This window comes from Cellulophaga baltica 18 (assembly GCF_000468615.2).
In the GTDB taxonomy this organism is placed as follows: domain Bacteria; phylum Bacteroidota; class Bacteroidia; order Flavobacteriales; family Flavobacteriaceae; genus Cellulophaga; species Cellulophaga baltica.
In genome coordinates this window covers 3,116,336-3,133,124 of sequence record NZ_CP009976.1, presented here as the reverse complement: position 1 = coordinate 3,133,124, position 16,789 = coordinate 3,116,336, and the positions used below count along the sequence as shown (strand labels likewise).

The 16,789-nt window shown below is 30.5% G+C and carries 19 protein-coding genes and 1 tRNA gene; 17 read left to right on the top strand and 3 right to left on the bottom strand.

Annotation, left to right across the window (positions count from 1 at the left end):
- Positions 1–149: 149 nt before the first annotated feature.
- Positions 150–422, top strand: coding sequence for an HU family DNA-binding protein (locus M666_RS13375; RefSeq protein WP_024480522.1), 273 nt, complete (start codon positions 150–152; stop codon positions 420–422).
- A 113-nt stretch (positions 423–535) separates the two neighbouring features.
- Positions 536–1,096 carry a YqgE/AlgH family protein gene (locus M666_RS13370; protein WP_024480521.1) on the top strand — a complete coding sequence of 187 codons (561 nt, stop codon included), beginning with the start codon at positions 536–538 and terminating at the stop codon, positions 1,094–1,096.
- Between the two features lie 76 nt (positions 1,097–1,172).
- On the opposite strand, the gene M666_RS13365 is transcribed toward M666_RS13370, so the two are convergent.
- On the bottom strand, positions 1,173–2,018 hold the full coding sequence (locus tag M666_RS13365; RefSeq protein WP_029446273.1) for an aminotransferase class IV: 846 nt from the start codon (positions 2,016–2,018) through the stop codon (positions 1,173–1,175).
- Between the two features lie 55 nt (positions 2,019–2,073).
- The gene (locus M666_RS13360) at positions 2,074–2,457 is read right to left on the bottom strand and encodes an START-like domain-containing protein (protein WP_024480519.1); all 384 of its coding nucleotides are present in this window, start codon (positions 2,455–2,457) and stop codon (positions 2,074–2,076) included.
- A gap of 137 nt (positions 2,458–2,594) precedes the next feature.
- Here M666_RS13360 and M666_RS13355 point away from each other — a divergent pair.
- Positions 2,595–2,671, top strand: a tRNA-Met gene (locus M666_RS13355).
- 228 nt (positions 2,672–2,899) lie between these two features.
- On the opposite strand, the gene M666_RS13350 is transcribed toward M666_RS13355, so the two are convergent.
- Complete coding sequence (locus M666_RS13350; RefSeq protein ID WP_029446272.1) at positions 2,900–3,280, bottom strand: hypothetical protein; 381 nt, start codon at positions 3,278–3,280, stop codon at positions 2,900–2,902.
- Between the two features lie 89 nt (positions 3,281–3,369).
- Here M666_RS13350 and xerA point away from each other — a divergent pair, with 89 nt between their 5' ends.
- From xerA to M666_RS13280, 14 genes are all read left to right on the top strand, one after another.
- Positions 3,370–4,500 (top strand): site-specific tyrosine recombinase/integron integrase, encoded by a 1,131-nt coding sequence (gene xerA / locus M666_RS13345; protein WP_029446271.1) that lies wholly within the window; start codon positions 3,370–3,372, stop codon positions 4,498–4,500.
- A gap of 117 nt (positions 4,501–4,617) precedes the next feature.
- Positions 4,618–5,178, top strand: coding sequence for a hypothetical protein (locus M666_RS13340; RefSeq protein ID WP_158400244.1), 561 nt, complete (start codon positions 4,618–4,620; stop codon positions 5,176–5,178).
- A gap of 212 nt (positions 5,179–5,390) precedes the next feature.
- The gene (locus M666_RS13335) at positions 5,391–5,984 is read left to right on the top strand and encodes a tetratricopeptide repeat protein (protein ID WP_151198063.1); all 594 of its coding nucleotides are present in this window, start codon (positions 5,391–5,393) and stop codon (positions 5,982–5,984) included.
- Between the two features lie 162 nt (positions 5,985–6,146).
- Entirely contained in the window at positions 6,147–6,554 is a 408-nt protein-coding gene (locus M666_RS13330) for a hypothetical protein (RefSeq protein WP_029446268.1), read from the top strand.
- Positions 6,555–7,726: 1,172 nt separating this feature from the next.
- Positions 7,727–8,155, top strand: coding sequence for a nuclear transport factor 2 family protein (locus M666_RS13325; protein WP_151198062.1), 429 nt, complete (start codon positions 7,727–7,729; stop codon positions 8,153–8,155).
- A gap of 85 nt (positions 8,156–8,240) precedes the next feature.
- On the top strand, positions 8,241–9,152 hold the full coding sequence (locus M666_RS13320) for a helix-turn-helix domain-containing protein (protein ID WP_029446266.1): 912 nt from the start codon (positions 8,241–8,243) through the stop codon (positions 9,150–9,152).
- Between the two features lie 203 nt (positions 9,153–9,355).
- Positions 9,356–9,727 carry a transposase gene (locus M666_RS13315; RefSeq protein ID WP_029446265.1) on the top strand — a complete coding sequence of 124 codons (372 nt, stop codon included), beginning with the start codon at positions 9,356–9,358 and terminating at the stop codon, positions 9,725–9,727.
- The gene (locus M666_RS13310) at positions 9,727–10,584 is read left to right on the top strand and encodes an IS3 family transposase (protein WP_029446264.1); all 858 of its coding nucleotides are present in this window, start codon (positions 9,727–9,729) and stop codon (positions 10,582–10,584) included. The genes M666_RS13315 and M666_RS13310 overlap by 1 nt, the downstream gene beginning before the upstream one ends.
- 46 nt (positions 10,585–10,630) lie before the next feature.
- Complete coding sequence (locus M666_RS13305) at positions 10,631–12,169, top strand: TlpA family protein disulfide reductase (RefSeq protein WP_029446263.1); 1,539 nt, start codon at positions 10,631–10,633, stop codon at positions 12,167–12,169.
- A 211-nt stretch (positions 12,170–12,380) separates the two neighbouring features.
- Positions 12,381–12,896, top strand: a complete 516-nt coding sequence (locus M666_RS13300; RefSeq protein WP_029446262.1) for a hypothetical protein — start codon at positions 12,381–12,383, stop codon at positions 12,894–12,896.
- Between the two features lie 230 nt (positions 12,897–13,126).
- Complete coding sequence (locus M666_RS13295) at positions 13,127–13,786, top strand: hypothetical protein (RefSeq protein WP_029446261.1); 660 nt, start codon at positions 13,127–13,129, stop codon at positions 13,784–13,786.
- Positions 13,787–13,800: 14 nt separating this feature from the next.
- A complete protein-coding gene (locus tag M666_RS13290) occupies positions 13,801–14,589 on the top strand; it encodes a hypothetical protein (RefSeq protein WP_151198060.1) in 789 nt (262 codons plus the stop codon).
- Positions 14,590–14,845: 256 nt separating this feature from the next.
- Complete coding sequence (locus tag M666_RS13285; RefSeq protein WP_029446259.1) at positions 14,846–15,865, top strand: SH3 domain-containing protein; 1,020 nt, start codon at positions 14,846–14,848, stop codon at positions 15,863–15,865.
- 187 nt (positions 15,866–16,052) lie between these two features.
- Positions 16,053–16,625: a hypothetical protein gene (locus tag M666_RS13280; protein WP_151198059.1), complete on the top strand. Its 573-nt coding sequence runs from the start codon at positions 16,053–16,055 to the stop codon at positions 16,623–16,625.
- Positions 16,626–16,789: the final 164 nt, after the last annotated feature.

Here is a 16,789-nt window from a genome sequence, read left to right as displayed (position 1 = left end):
CGAAGTGTAAAAAATAGCCTACTTTATCAACAAACTGTTAGAGTTATTAACAAAAACAGCGATTTCCCCTTGTTTTACTTGCGTTAACCAGTTTTACTTATAAATTTGTTAGGGTATAGAAATTTTAACAACAATTAATTATTAAAATTATGAACAAAACAGAATTAATCGATGCAATGGCAGCAGATGCTGGTATCACGAAAGCAGCTGCAAAGAAAGCTTTAGAGTCTTTTTTAGGAAATGTTGAAGGTTCTCTTAAAAAAGGTGGTAGAGTTTCTTTAGTAGGTTTCGGATCTTGGTCTGTATCTAAAAGAGAAGCAAGAGATGGTAGAAATCCTCAAACAGGAGAAACTATCAAAATTGCTGCTAAAAACGTTGTTAAGTTTAAAGCTGGTGCTGAATTAGCGAAAGCAGTAAACTAAAAATACTTTAGTAATATAATTAAAGCACTTCTTTTTAAGAAGTGCTTTTTTTTTGGGTACATTTTGTAAGAAACTAAAAAAAATCTTACATTAGAACAACGAACCACGACTATATGATACATCTACAACCTGAAAAAGGGAAACTCTTAATTGCAGAACCAGCATTGGCTGGTGATGTTTCTTTTAGTAGATCTGTTGTATTACTCGCAGAACATGGCGAAGACGGATCTGTAGGATTTATTTTAAATAAGCCCTTAGACTATTCTATTAGTGATCTAGTGACAGAAATAGAAGTGCCTTTTAAAGTATTTAACGGCGGACCTGTAGAACAAGACAACCTTTACTTTATACACAAGGTACCAGAACTAATTGCCAATAGTATAGAAATATCTGACGGCATTTATTGGGGTGGAGATTTTGAATGTATCGTAGGCCTAATTAATACAAATGCCATCTCTGAAGAAGACATTAGATTCTTTTTAGGTTATACGGGCTGGTCTTCTTTACAATTAGACAAAGAATTAACGTCTAAATCATGGGCCATACTACCAAACAAATACGAGAGTAACATCATTCAGAAAGCTCCAGGAGCCTTCTGGAAAGAGAATATGCTTACTTTGGGTGGAGATTACCTTTTGTGGTCTAACACGCCAGAGAACCCTAGCCTGAACTAAGTATTTATTCTTACAGCTACTTCTAGTTTTATTTAGGCTTCATTCTAAAGCTATCTAAGTACCTATCTTTTAGGTTTTATCCTAAGCGAGCAGCTGCATTTAATTTACCAATAAGATCTTTGGCTACGGTATTTGCAAAATTCTTTTTACGATATTTTGTAATAGGCTGTATGCCTACTATTGCATTAGTGATAAACAATTCATCTGCTTTTTGTAATTCAAATGGAGAAATGGAAGCTTCCTGGAACGTATAGCCTTCTAATTTACCTAGAATATCTATCAATTTTTTACGTAAAATTCCGTTAAGGCACCCCTCACTTTTTGGAGGTGTCTTTATTGTTTTTCCGGATACTAAAAACAAATTACCATTTAATGCTTCTACAACCATCTTCTGGTTATTTAGAAGCAAGCAATTCTGATAGCCGTTTTCTTTTGCAAAAATACTTCCTACAACATTTAAAACTTTATTATTTGTTTTTAACGTAGAAAGCATATCAGGGTTTACATAAAAATCTTTGAAAAGCTCTACTTCATAAGCCTCTTCATTGATCATAAAAAAAGTATTCTCTAGTTGCTTGGCTTCAATAATGTAAGAGATATCATTGGTTTCTGGAGCATACAAACCCCCATCATTTCTAAAAACCGTAAAGCGTATTCTGGTAGCACTATCTTCTAAACTGTTACTCGCAATGGTTTCGAGGATTTGATTTTCAAGATATTCCATGGTAAAACTCATAGGAATTTCCATACGCAGAATTCTCATGGAAGCCATTAATCTTAAATAATGATCTTCCCAGAAGTAGATTTTACTATTTACAACTCTAATCGTTTCAAAAAGAGAATCACCATAACGTAGTCCCCTATTATCTTGATTGATGAAGTGTGATGTTGTCGGAATTAATTTTCCGTTATAATTAAGCATAAAAAAACCTTGAAAATTTTCAAGGTCAAAGATATCGTTTTATAGTAAAATAGCCTTAAGCAGAACCTAAAACTTGTTTTAAACTAGATACTTGGTTGGTCCAAAGCATTTTAGACTCATCAATTTCATCTTCTTCTGCAAAATCTGTAATGAATAAAGAAACATCCGAAGTAATTTCATCTACAATAATTTTCATTTCAAAGAAACTATCGTCCTCTTCTGCCGTCCATCTAAATTTAACAAACTCTTCACTTTTTCTTTTTAATAACTTAGCCTCTTCTTCTGACTCATCCCAGATAAAATAAAACTTTTCTCCTCTTGAGTTAACGTTGTCTGCGAACCACTCAGATAATCCTGATGGTGTTGAAATATAGGTATATAACAATTGAGGTGACGACTGTATCACGAACTCAATTTCAAATTTTACTTTATCACTCATTCTAAATAGTATTTTCGTTGGGCAATATATATATTTATATATGATAAAAAAATTAAATGTGTCAGAATATTTTTTTCAAAATTTATTTTGATAGGCAAGAAATTAAAGTATATATTTGCAGCCGTTAAAAAAAACATGGCGAGGTAGCTCAGTTGGTTAGAGCGTCGGATTCATAACCCGGAGGTCACGAGTTCAACTCTCGTTCTCGCTACCAGTAAACAAACGGTTTAGTTCATTCTAAACCGTTTTTTTTATGCTATATTTTTAGTATTTCTAAACTAGCAACATGTACCTGGAGGGCTAAATTTTAGGAAACAAAACTATACATCCACGATGATTTTAAACAACTTATGCGCTTTGCATAAAATAAATTAGGTTTCAAAACAAGGCAATTTTATGGTTTGTTTTAATTTTTGCTTCTTGTTCTGCACAATTTGTTCCATCATTTGGACATGTATTCTTGCCAGAGAACTAAAACATATTTGTCATTTCTGTTCTCTTTTATTTTTCGAAAACCATATTCATATACAAAAAGATACACTTCTCCCTTCTGGTTTTTCCAAAAATGTGTAAAGAAATTAGGGTCAAACCCCTCGGATAGCAACACAGCCTCCCTAACTGTTACCTTACCACCTTTATTGTAATCTTTTAGTATTTTCCTATTACGTCGTAATTGATTATCAACTTTATTGAAAAAGCGTTCTGGTTGCTGTTTTGTTTGCTGGTATTGATACGCACTCTTACATTGTGCGTCGCAGAACTTTTTATCTGATCTTCCTTTCAACTCTTCCTTGCAATAGACACATATTCTATCCAATATCATGCTTTTAAATTAAAGGTATAATATACGCATATTATTCGCATAACATTCTCTTAGCTAACCTGTTTCCATTAAATTGCTTAAAAATAAGAATGGAAAAAGGCAGAAATGTTACATTAAAACACCTCTTAATTAAAGAAAAACGTTTTATCGGTTTGCAGTTCAACACTGATAAAGTTATTCATTCACTTGTAAAACAATTACCAAATGTAAAATGGAGTAACACTTATAACATGGCTTACATTGTAAACAATAAAGAAAACTTAAACCTGATATTTGATCTATTTACCGGTGTCGTTTGGGTTAATTGCAACCATTTCTTTGACCAAAAAATATCAAAAGAAAATAATGAGCCCATTAATATTGCATGGTTCAGAAAAAGACAACTCCCCCAGACTTATAGGGTTTGTCCTAATAGTTATTTAGATAAACTAGAGCTCAAAAAATATGCAAACAATACTGTAAAAACATACATATCAAGCTTTGAGGCATTTATTAATTATTATAATAACGCGGAATTAGTTTCTCTTAATGAAAGTGATGTTAGAACATATCTGTTAAAATTAATTCAAGATAAAAAATCTAATTCTTACATAAACTCTGCTATCAACAGTATAAAATTTTATTACGAATCTGTTCTTGGTATACCTAACAGGTTTTACGAAATAGAAAGACCTAGAAAAGAAAAGAAGTTACCAAAAGTACTTGCTAAAGAAGATGTATTCGGTATTATAGCAAATACAAACAACCTGAAACACAAATGTATTGTTAGTCTTTTATACTCCTCTGGAATACGTAGAAATGAATTAATTAATTTAAAAATTACGGATATAGATAGTAAACGAATGTTAATCAGGGTTGAATCTGCAAAAGGGAATAAAGATCGTTATACCTTGCTCTCTTATTCGTTACTGAAGGATTTAAGAGCGTATTATAAACAATATAAACCTGAAAAGTATCTAATAGAAGGTATGTATGGAAAACAATATTCTGGTCAAAGTATTGGAAAGATAGTACGTAACGCAGCCCAAAAAGCAGGCATTAAAATTATAGTAACACCACATATGCTTAGACACAGTTTTGCAACTCATTTATTAGAAGCAGGTACAGATATAAGGCAAATTCAGGTTTTACTTGGCCATAGCTCTACAAAAACAACTGAAATATATACTCATGTTGCTACTACAACTTTTAAAAAAATAAAAAACCCTCTTGATTCTTAGAAAAATATAAAAGATATAATGAACATATGTTCAATATATCTTAAATTGGCAGTATAATGAACATATGTTCATTATACAATTGTTACCCATAATATCAAATCAGTGCTTAAATCAAAGTTGAGTTTAATAATAATAATAATAATTGGTTTTCTATTCTTGGTAAACTGTAAAACGGAAAGAAAAACTAAAAAATTCCAATCAGACTTAAATCTGAAAAAAAATCTAGCTGATTTCACAAAGCAAATGAATGAAAAGGACACTGTAAAAATCTTTGCGGAATTAAATATGGAATGGTGGATTAGAAGAGACGAGCTAGTTATAACAAAAAAGAATAATGAAATTCGACTTCAGGCAACTATTAAGGAAGACACGACATTTCAAATGAAATATCAGATGCGAATAAATAAATTACCAACAGTAATTTTAAAAGATACAAACAATGCGCTTGAAAAACATTTTGTAAATAAAATTGGGCGGACTAAAGACAAAACAATCCGACAATATATTTATAAAATAATGGGGCCAAATGATACATTAATATTTTATACAAACGGGCTTGGTGACAAAGGCGGTGAGGTTCGAGATTATTATGATTTAATGAATAAGTATTATCCCAATAACAGCGAATTTAAGCTCCCTGAAGTAGAAATTGAAAAGGTTGATGATTTTAGATTCTAATAAAATACTATGGGTAACAAAACCTAAACGTAATGCGGAGTTTAGGGCAAAACCGAAAGGTCTGTGTATATTTATAATGTCGCTAAATCTTATGGATTTAGCTTTGGACAATAAAAAATAAAACTAAACAATAAGCTTTAGCTTCGTGCGTAGACGGAAACGAAAAGTTTCCTTGACTCCGCACTACGCTTAGCTAAAACGTTAGCATTAATTTGAAAAAAGCAATCTACATATCGATTTTGGTCATTCTTATTTCTTGTAAAAATGAGAAAAATGAACAGAATCCTTTATTTATTGAATACCACGAAAAAGGTCTTGAATATCAAATGCAAAACAAAACTGACAGTGCAATTGTATTCTTTAAAAAAGCCCTTAAAGTTGACCCAACCGATATTTTAACATACGAAAGTTTAGTAAAAACATATTGGTGGAGTGAAAAACCTGAATTAGCATTAGGAATTTTAGAAACTGTTCCGACTGAACTACAAAACACAAATTCTATTCTGACTTTGAAAGGAATGACACTCGAAAAAATGGACAAGTTTGAAGAAGCTATGGATTTGTATAAAGTTGCATTCGAACAAAATCCAAAAATTCGTTATGAAAACGAAAATAATATAATGGAATACATTGGCTATCTGACTTTACAAACCATAGTTGGAGAAAAAGAAAAAGCCATAGCGGAATTAAACCGACTTAAATCAAAGAAATTGACCGAATCCGAAAAACATTATGTCAATTCGATTGAGCCTCTAATTAAAAATTATAAAGGTGGTGGATATAACTCAATATTTGGAAATGAATAATAAAAAACTAATGCTAACACCGTATAAAAATAATGCTTAGTTTAGTGCTTAATCAAGAGTCCGTGCGCTTTTGTTACGTCTGATTTTCCTGCGGAAAATCCTCGCACACAAAACCGCACTATTCTTATACAAAACCGTTGTAGCACATTTGAGAAAAACTGAATGAAAAGAATAATCTCGCTTCTAATTTTAATAGTATTTTCTTCTTGCGACCCAGGAGTTGTTAATAAATTCGTTGTTGAAAACAGAACTCAATCTGATATAAAAATTGAATCTATATTAGAATACGGAAGAAGAAATATATCTGATAAAGACTCAATTAAAACGATGGAATTAAAGCCTCAATCGGAATCGCTTATTGTGGAGTACGGCGAAATCGGAACTGCGATTGACAAAGGACTAAATTTTCTTGAAGGAATTGACACTATAATTGTGAAAAAAGAGAACGGAATTTTAAATAAGAATATATTTGACCGAAAAAACTGGAAGTTTAAAATACTAAAAAGTGGACTTTTTACAATGGACGAAGTTGAATATAAACTAATATTGACTGATAATAATTTCGAATAAAAAGCGTGCTACAACACTATATATAGCAAATTGCGCGATTAGTGCTTAATCCAAAAGTTGTTGTCCATTTACTAAGTCGCCAAATCTTTTGATTTGGTATTAAAAGAGAAAAATTAAAACAAAATAAAAAGATTTGGCTTGTGGTTAAACTGAAAGTAATCGATTATTTTCTGCCCAACTTGCCATATATTTAACGTTAGCAAACACTTCTAAAAGTGTTATAATCTGCAAGTAACAAGTGAGCTGTATAAAAGCTATAATGTTGAATTATTACGGCCTAGATCCCTGGCAGGATTGATATTTACACCGTAGAGAGCGTTAAGAATCAAATGCTGTTTGAGCCATAGCGAGTTCATTTGATTTAGCGAATAAGGATGTGAAATATATCCGAAGGGTCAAGCCTTGATTTTTTTGGTTCGGTTTTTTATCAAGAAAAAATGAACGTTTCCTTAATTAATTCAATAAACACTAATCCCCTATTATTAAGCGCATTACAGCGAAAATATTTTCATAAATCATTGGTAAGAACTAACTTGAGAAGTACGTGCAAGCGAGAAACGTTTGAACACGAAACGAACAAGTTATTTCTATCCTCTAAAATGAACGGCGTTTTGACTGAATTTGGCGTTTTATTTGTTTGCTAAAGTAAAAAGAAATTAGCCAGTTTGCCTAAACAGAATTTATACTTACTCAATCCCAGACTGAATTAAAACTCACTCAAGCGCAGTCGGATTTACTCATTACTGCAATAAAATGGAATTCAAAAGCTTTACGTTAATGCAGAAAGCTAAAAGTATTACGCAATAGAACGTAAAAAAAGCGATTTGCTAACAATACCTATAGGCAATGCAGAGGTTTGGTGCTAAATCAAAAGTTTTGTATATATTTATAATGACGCCAAATCAGTTTGATTTGACATTTAAGGCGTAAAAAAATAAACGTAAACCAACTGCTTTGGCTTAGTGCTTAACAAAAGTAATCGCTTACTTGATTCTGCACTGCCCATAGCTGCAACGTTAGCTGTAATGAAACAACAAATCTATTTCTTAAGAACAAGAGAAAATTTTTGAACACAACAAACAAAGATTTGCACACATAAATCACATTCTATTTGAACAATTTTGCATCGTAAGAATAATAAATAAAAGATGGAGAATTTAAAAAGAAAAGATTTGAGCAATTTATCAAAACGTTTAATCAGAGCAGGTGAGCTTTTAGTTTCTGGCGAAGACCAAAAAGAATTAGACTCTTATTTCGATACAGAAAATTTTCAATTTCACGGTCCAGGATTTGATGCAGATTACAGTGGTCTAATTAATTACTTTCAAGCTGTACAAGCTGCATTTGGTCCATTAGTAATTAAAAGAGGAATAATTATTGAACAGAACAATTATATTGCCTGTCAAACATTCATTGAAGGAAAATTTATAAATGATTTTACCCAATCGCCAATTGGAACCATATCGCCAAATGGAGAAAAAGTAGTTTTCGATTTAATGAATATCTTCAAATTTGATAATCAAGATAGATTAATTGATGAATGGGTAAGAATGGATAATAGAGGTTTTCTTAATCAGCTTGGTGTAGAGGACAGTAAATAGCATATAGCAGGTTTCACAAAGGATGGGAAATTCATTTAGAAAAGTACCATACCTTTGTTTAAAATTGAAATATAATTTTATAAGGATGGAACTAATTCGATTAAAATCAATTAAAGAATATCATAAAGCACTCGGAATAGGTAATCCTGAGAATCCTCTTTTAAGTGTTATTAATCTTTCTAAAGTTGAGCCCCATCCGGGAGAAGGCTTACTAAACTATGTTTTTGATTTTTATTCAATTTCGCTAAAGAGAACAGAAAGTGGTAATATAAAATATCGTTATGGACAACAAAAGTACGATTTTGACAATGGTATTTTGTTTTTCATTGCTCCCAATCAAGTTTTTTCTTTTGATGCAGATGAGAATTTTTCTTCCAGTGGTTATATCATACTTATCCATCCAGATTTTCTATGGAAAACTTCTCTAGTAAAAACAATAAAAAGATATGATTTTTTCAATTATAGGATAAATGAAGCCCTTTTTGTATCAGAAAAAGAAGAAACTATATTAACTACTTTTATTAAAAATATAGAACTGGAAAATAATTGGAATATCGATAAGTTTACTCAAAATATTATAGTTTCACAAATTGAGTCATTCTTAAGTTATTCAGAACGCTTTTATCAGCGTCAATTTCTATTTAGAAAAATTGATAACCATCAAATCCTTGAGCGATTAGAGGATTTAATAGATGCTTATTTTAAAAATGAAAATTTAGAACAGAAGTCATTATTGTCAGTGAAATTTTTGGCGAAAAGTTTGAACATATCTTCAAATTACCTGAGTGGTATTTTAAAAACACACACAGGTCAAACCACACAGCAACATATTCACAATAAATTAATTGAAAAAGCGAAAGAAAAGTTATCTACTACTCAATTGACAATTACTGAAATAGCTTATGAATTAGGTTTTGAACAAAGTCAAAGTTTTAGTAAATTATTTAAAAGTAAAACAAAGTTAACTCCAAAAGAATTTAGAGAGACGTTCAACTAAATCTAAAACAAACGAACAAAATCACTACAGCTAACAGCGTATATAAAAAATAGCTGCGTCTTTTCTTAACTGAAAATTTTGGTATATTTAGCTTGTTTTATAGCCGAGAATTAATCGCAAATTTCTACGCTACTTTTCATATACAATCACGTTATATACAAGCTTGACCCGTCCTGAAATATGTATACAAAAAACCAATGTATATGTATAAAAATGATGGATATGTGAGACGCTATAGCGAAAGCTTTAAACTCAAAGTTCTGGCAGAACTTACCAAAGGAAACCACTCCAAAAGACAAATTGCCTTAACTTACGGAATACAATCCAGTACTATCAATGTATGGATAAAAAAATATGATCGTAAAGATTTAATGAATACCCGTGTAACCGTGCAAACAGACGATGAATTAAGCCGTATTAAAGCCCTTCAGAAAGAACTAAAACAACTCAAAGACCTTCTTATCAAAAAGGACCTGGACAAACTGGTGACCGACAGCTATCTTGAGGTAGCCGCCGAAAACCTGGGCTATAGAGATGTTGAAGAATTAAAAAAAAACTTAAACATAAAGCCTTGATGAAAGTAGCACCGATAAACCGTAATGAAAGGCTGTATTCGATTGGTACTATATGTAATGCCTTTGATCTGAAAAGAGATGCCTATTACAAATTCCAAAAAAGGTTTCTAATCAAAAAACAGATAGAACAAGATGTACTCGAACTTGTTCGAAAAAGCAGAAGAACGCTACCTCGAGAAGGTACTAGAAAACTCATGAGATCCTTAAAAGGTGAGTTTCATAAGTGCCACCTTAAAATAGGTAGAGACCAGCTGTTCCGTATCCTAAGAGAAAATCGATTGCTCGTTAGAAGAAAGAAGTACTCATCTAGAACCACCAATTCATATCACCGGTTTTACAAGTATGGTAATATTATAAAAGACTTGAAAATCGATAAACCCAACCAAGTTTGGGCATCTGACATTACATACATTAGAACCATAAATGGATTTTGTTATTTAGCCTTAATTACTGATATGTATTCTCGTAAAATTGTAGGATATGATCTTAGTGATAGTTTGGAACTTAAAGGTTGTGTTAGAGCACTCAATAAAGCAATATACAATGCCAAAAACATTAAAGAATTAACACACCATTCTGATAGAGGAATACAATATTGCAGCAATATATATACGCAAATTCTCAAAAGAAAAAAGATCCAAATTAGTATGACCGAAGAGAATCATTGCTATGAAAACGCATTAGCAGAACGTGTCAATGGAATATTGAAAGATGAGTTCTATCTCGATCAAACCTTTACCAGCGTGACTCACGCTAAAAGAGCAACAAAAAACGCAATCAAATTATATAACAATAAAAGATTACATTTATCTTTAGACTATAAAACACCTAATTACGTGCACCAAAGTGCCGCTTAAATTTTAATATTAATCTGTAGCCGTATTTTAGGACGTGACAGCTGAAATGAATATTCGTTTAACATCAACTTTACTTCTTTTTATCATTTTCGGTTGTAAAAATGACTACAACAAAAAAGTAATTGAGAGACATCCTGAACAAATTGTATTAATATCTAAATATGCTCCTCAACGCTATAAGTTTTTCATAAGCCAAGATAGTCTAGGGTCAATACCTATTGACACTACAGGTGCTTATACTTATATACAAAGGCCCACTTTTGAATATTATGATTCTCAAAATAGCATCAATAAATGGATACCAAAGACTAATAAACTAGATACACTTGTTATACCCTATTATCAAGAATATTTGGAATTGAGTTCCAGAAATGGTTTTGCTTCATTACCCCATACATTTCTTATAAAAAATGGAGACACAATAGTTTTTACTTACAAAGACAAAATACCACATCTAGAATTCGCGAACCGACCAACAAAAGATTTAGAGGCTAATTACAACTCCTACAGATTAAAAACATTATTCAATAACAAATACACTAGTCACTACAAAGTTTCTTTCGGTTTCATCTTAGATAAAAATGAAGACTTTGAAGCTACAACTACAAAATATTACCAAGAAGCTGTAAAGGATAATGAAAGGGAGTTAGAATTATTAGATTCACTTTACAAAACAAAAATAATATCAGATACTGACTATAAGTACCGCATTACAGCCTTGAATCAATTAATGGAAAGTTATAAATCAAATAAAGCTATTCAGAAATGGTTAAACATTAATAATGAGTTTAATAATGAAGAGTCAATGCCAACCGATTTTGGTTTTGACTTATCAAAAGCGGATTCTTTAATGAAATTTCATTCTTTTAGAAAGTACCTTTATAGAATATCTCAATATGACCTAAAATATATTACTGAAAATAACGGAAATTCAGGCGGTTCTTACATAGATTCTAGGATTCGATTTGATTCTATTATCGCAGATGGTAGATTTAATCAGTCAGTTAAAAATTTCCTTTTGTTCAATGCCTATGAAGGAATTGCAATGGACTTCAAGGTAAAGGATAAGGAAGAATATTTCAAAAAACTACAACAGAATACTACCAACCGAAATCAACTAGAGAAACTTAGAAAAAAACACAACCTAGATTTCAATTATGCCGATATTCTACAGTTATCGTCTATTGAAAATAAGAAAACTACCTATTCAGAATTATTAGAGAAAAACAAAGGGAAATGGCTTTATATTGATTTTTGGGCTAGTTGGTGCGCTCCATGTCGGCAAATAATGCCTGAATCACGAAAACTTAAAAAAGAACTGGAAAACAAAGGGGTCGAGTTTATTTATTTAAGCTTAAATGATAAAAAGAAGAATTGGAAAACAGCCATTATCAAGGACTCAATTGGAAATGCTCAGCACTATTTTATTGAAAATGGAAACGCTTCAAAAGTAATTGAGGACTTAGGCATCGAAACAATACCTCATTATTTGATTTATAATACCAAAGGTGAGTTAATTAATGGTTATGCAAATCGACCAGGAAAAGGCGCAAAGGAGCAGTTAGAACAATCAATCAACAACTAGAAAAAAGCCTGTATATAACAAAACCTAAACGTAATGCGAACTATAGGGCAAAACCGAAAGGCCTGTGTATATTTATAATGTCGCTAAATCTTATGGATTTAGCTTTGGATAAGAAAAAATAAAACTAAACAATAAGCTTTAGCTTCGTGCTCAGACGGAAACGAAAAATTTCCTTGCCTCCGCACTACGCTTAGCTAAACCGTTGTACATAATGCAAAAAAAACTGAATTACATATTAATAACAACTCTGATTTTAATGAGTATTTCGTGCAAAAACGAAAAGAAAAACAACTCTCTGAATTTAGAAACTGAAACTGAATTGAAAACTGATTCTGTCGAAGCTTATAATGAATTAGCAAATACAGAGAATAAAAAAACACTCACAATTTCGGAATATAATACTGATAATACAGAAATTAAAAATATTGAACGTCCAGAAAAAACAATCATTCGGAATTTAGCAATTGACACAACTAAAGCGTTCGGAATTTGGACTAAAGACCCAAATGGACCTCACGCAGATTTTTGGTTGACTAAAAAATCATTTTATATAGTGGATTATGATGGAGATGGAGCAATGCCATATATTTTGGACAAAAACAAAATCACGATATTTTATAATGACTTTATTCAAAAAGGAATAATAACTTCAACAGAAAATGATACTCTGAAAATAAAATGGTCAGATATTGAGAATGAGACTGAATACGTGAAATTTGAAAACTAATAAAGCACTATGTACAACACGGTTTATAAAACATAGCTAGTAAGTGATAAACCGAAAGGATTGTGCTTATTTACAAAGACCGCCACATTTTTAAATTTGGCTTTTAAAACAGAAAAGATAAAAACAAAATGTAAAAATGTGGCTAAGTGCTAAACTAGAAATTTAGTACTTTTAAATACGCTACGTTTCATACACAAACCGTTAGGCACAATTACCAAAAAAAATAATTTATGAGTTATCGTCCATTAAAAAAAGATTTAACTGATGGTACCGAAATATGTCATTTTTGCAATAGACCTTTGAGGTCATTAAAAGCATACATCCTAATAGATGAGAAAACAAAAGAAAATGTTTACTCTGGCCCAAAGTGCGCTGAAGATAATATAAACAATGAGTACAACCTCAAATTAATACCTGACTTAACTAAGTATACATTAGCAATTAATGACAAAGAAAGTATTCCTTCTAATAATTCTAAAGAGAGGAATACATCAAAATATTCTGAAAAAGAACTAAACCTTAGAAAGGCCATCGAATATTTAGAACTGCGAGAAAATAAATTATCTGAAGATTTTAATACATCATATAATGTTTTAAAAGAATACTACAATTCATATTTAGAAGAAGGAACTTTAAACTTAAATCAAATTAGTCATATTTTAAACATTGAAAAAAAATCTCCGGATAGTTTGAAATTAATAAACCTTCAAAAATGCTATAATTATATTTTTTGGATAAATACAGGAATACAAAAACTCGAAGTGAAAGCAGATGATTTTTTAATACCAATCAAAAACTATCTCTTAAAAAATTTAAAACTCTCCGACAAACAAAAAATAGGAGTTAACAAATGGCTTCAAAATTTAGATGGAATACCTCAGTTAAAATAACTAAAAAATTGAAAATGAATTATAAATGGAGTTTTATTATCAGAACAGGAGGTCGCGATTTTTTTATCGAAGACCTGATGTATAATTTAAGAACTGATGATATTTCAATCTATGAAGGTGGAGATGAAGAAACGGGTAGTTTAACATATTATTTTACTTCTATTCACCTTAACCACTTAACAGAACCTCTTGATATTTATGATAAAGCACTGCAATTAACATTTTTAGCTAATGCAATAGAATTACTGATACAAGAAAATAAGAATAATGCATATTTTATTGAACTTGAACGTTTAATAGATGTAGAAAACAATAGTCCAATATTTATAAATCAGACAAAAAGACCTACAGTTTTAGATATCGACTTCACAATTAATGAAACAAATAAAACAACGAAAAGACATATCGTTTCTAGAATTATAGAATTAGCAAAAACTGAAGAATTTATTAGAAATATTCTTTTTATAATTTCAGAGGGTATGACGTTTATTAGTATGTATCGAGCTTTGGATGAAATAAAATATTTTTTAAAATCAAATGGAGATAACTTAGATAATCTAGGATTTCCTAAAAAAGGCTTAATAAATGATTTTACACATACAGCAAATAACTATCAATCTCTAGGTCTAAAAGCAAGACACGGAAGTACTGGACATAGACCTCCAGAAGAACCAATGAATATATCTGATGCTCAAAAATTATTGACAGACATCATTAAAACTATATTTATTAAATATTACGGAATAGATATTCCTGAAAAAAAAGACAAAAAATTTAATGTATCCGATTTATTTGATAAATAAAAAAAGTGCCTAACAAGGTATAAAAAGCATAGGGCGATTTGTGTTAAATCGAAAGGACTGTGCATATTAATAAAGTCCGCTAAATATAAAATTTGGCGTTTAGAACAAAAAAGATAAAAGCAAAATATTTATATTTAGCTAAGTAATAAACTGAAACGATAGCGCTTATCACCTGCCCTACGTTTCTTATACTGAACGTTAGCAAACATTAAAAAATTAAAAATCTACTCAATAAAACATTTTATTTTTTCACCTTATGAAAAAAATATTATTAATTCTAGAAATACTTTTACTTGTTGCTTGCAAGGGAAAAATTACTAAACCTGAAAACAAAAGTATTATACAGAGTAAAAACGATAGTATTTTACTTAAAAAAAAGGTAAGTACTCAAGAAGAAATCTATTATGTAATAGCTAAAACTGGGTTAATTTATCGTGATAAACCAAAGGGTAAAAGGTTAGGGAATTTTGGTTTTGGCTCAAAACTAAAAATATTAGAAAAAACTGGAGTTTTTCAAGAAATTAAAAATGACAAAAAGCCTCTGAAAGGAGAATGGGTCAAAATTGCAAACTACAATACAGTAGCTTATGCTTTTGATGGTTTTTTATCTAATAAAGAGCCTGAATTTCAACAATTAAAATTTAAAAGCATTCAAAAATATCTTTATGATAAAGTTTGGGTGCCAACAGAATTTTCAAAAAAACTTAATAGAACAAAATCATACTCTGAGGCAACATCTACACTTGGTCCTAATAACATATTGTTTTATGATAACAATTTAGTAAATACCTTTGACGAAGGTCAAATGGAAGAAAATTACTTTAAATTGAATGAATATTGTGAAATAACCCCTTACAATTCTAATGAAACTATATTTAAAATACTTTCAATCGATGACCACCAAATGCTCATAAAAAACTCTGAAGGATATACAATCAATTATTTTAATGTTGAAAGAAAAATGGAAAATGACGGCTCTTATGAAGTTGTTAGAGATGGAATTGAAATAGTTACTCGAAAGTGGTTTGCTGGAACATATAAATTTACGAATACAAAAACTAATGAATCATATAATAGAATATTTACAGAAAATGATTCTAGCCTGAGAATATTTTATGATGAAAACGATTCTTTTGAATCAATAAAACTAGACTATAGAATAATTAAAATAGTTGATAATACATATTATCTAAAAGAAATTTATTTAGACGAAGAAAATGAAGAAGCTCCAGCTGAATTTAGTAAGGAAACATATACTTTAACTAAAATAGAATGACTAAGCCATATATCTCTACTAAATAAAAACGTTTGCTAACAATGTATAAAAAACATAGGGCATTTGTGCCAAACCGAAAGTTCTGTGCGTATTAACAAAATCCGCTAAATATAAAATTTGGCGTTTATAGAACAAAAAATAAAAGCAAAATATTTATAATTTAGCTAAGTAATAAATCGAAACGTAAGTGCTTATCACCTACCCTACGTTTCTTATACGAGACGTTAGCAAACATATGAGAAAAGCATTCGGATTGATATTATCATTTGTTTTATTTATTATGATTTCTTGTAATAATAAACCGATTGAACCATTTGAATTATCAATTGCGGACTACAATTATTCTATTGCATACTCTGTTCTTTACAAACTCTCGAGCGAAAAACTGACTATAACATTTCGAGGAGAATTGGAAAACGAAAAAGATAGTGTTCTCTACTCTACAACTGAATTACCAAAAAACAAAATCCGACAATTATCCAACATAAATATTGACAGTCTTAATGTTATGTACTCAAACAATTGTATTGAAGACGGAGATATAAAATCATTCCGATTTACTAAAAAAGGAAAATCTAAATCTGTAAGTCTACAAAACTATTATCATTCGGAATTAAGTCCTGCCATCGAAATAATAAACGGAATTGTTCCTGAAAAATTTAAAATGTATTATGACAAAGCGGAACTGATTAAAGAAATGGAAGATTGTGGAGAATTTCAGATAATTAAAAGTTGGGAAGAGTATAATACGGAAAAGTAAATACGTTTGCTAACATCGCATAAAAATAATGCGTAGTTTAGTGCTTAATCAAGAGTTCGTGCATTTTTGTTACTTCTGATTTTCCTGCGGAAAATCCTCGCACACAAAACCGCACTATTCTTATACGTAACCGTTAGTTTTAATGCTTAAGCAAGTTTGCGGAA

Excerpts from the sequence above, each read along its gene's own strand:
- M666_RS13375 (WP_024480522.1), top strand. The coding sequence starts at position 150 with ATGAACAAAACAGAATTAATCGATGCAATGGCAGCAGATGCTGGTATC.
- M666_RS13370 (WP_024480521.1), top strand. The coding sequence starts at position 536 with ATGATACATCTACAACCTGAAAAAGGGAAACTCTTAATTGCAGAACCA.
- M666_RS13365 (WP_029446273.1), bottom strand. The coding sequence starts at position 2,018 with ATGCTTAATTATAACGGAAAATTAATTCCGACAACATCACACTTCATC.
- M666_RS13360 (WP_024480519.1), bottom strand. The coding sequence starts at position 2,457 with ATGAGTGATAAAGTAAAATTTGAAATTGAGTTCGTGATACAGTCGTCA.
- M666_RS13350 (WP_029446272.1), bottom strand. The coding sequence starts at position 3,280 with ATGATATTGGATAGAATATGTGTCTATTGCAAGGAAGAGTTGAAAGGA.
- xerA (WP_029446271.1), top strand. The coding sequence starts at position 3,370 with ATGGAAAAAGGCAGAAATGTTACATTAAAACACCTCTTAATTAAAGAA.
- M666_RS13330 (WP_029446268.1), top strand. The coding sequence starts at position 6,147 with ATGAAAAGAATAATCTCGCTTCTAATTTTAATAGTATTTTCTTCTTGC.
- M666_RS13320 (WP_029446266.1), top strand. The coding sequence starts at position 8,241 with ATGGAACTAATTCGATTAAAATCAATTAAAGAATATCATAAAGCACTC.
- M666_RS13315 (WP_029446265.1), top strand. The coding sequence starts at position 9,356 with ATGTATAAAAATGATGGATATGTGAGACGCTATAGCGAAAGCTTTAAA.
- M666_RS13310 (WP_029446264.1), top strand. The coding sequence starts at position 9,727 with ATGAAAGTAGCACCGATAAACCGTAATGAAAGGCTGTATTCGATTGGT.
- M666_RS13305 (WP_029446263.1), top strand. The coding sequence starts at position 10,631 with ATGAATATTCGTTTAACATCAACTTTACTTCTTTTTATCATTTTCGGT.
- M666_RS13300 (WP_029446262.1), top strand. The coding sequence starts at position 12,381 with ATGCAAAAAAAACTGAATTACATATTAATAACAACTCTGATTTTAATG.
- M666_RS13295 (WP_029446261.1), top strand. The coding sequence starts at position 13,127 with ATGAGTTATCGTCCATTAAAAAAAGATTTAACTGATGGTACCGAAATA.
- M666_RS13290 (WP_151198060.1), top strand. The coding sequence starts at position 13,801 with ATGAATTATAAATGGAGTTTTATTATCAGAACAGGAGGTCGCGATTTT.
- M666_RS13285 (WP_029446259.1), top strand. The coding sequence starts at position 14,846 with ATGAAAAAAATATTATTAATTCTAGAAATACTTTTACTTGTTGCTTGC.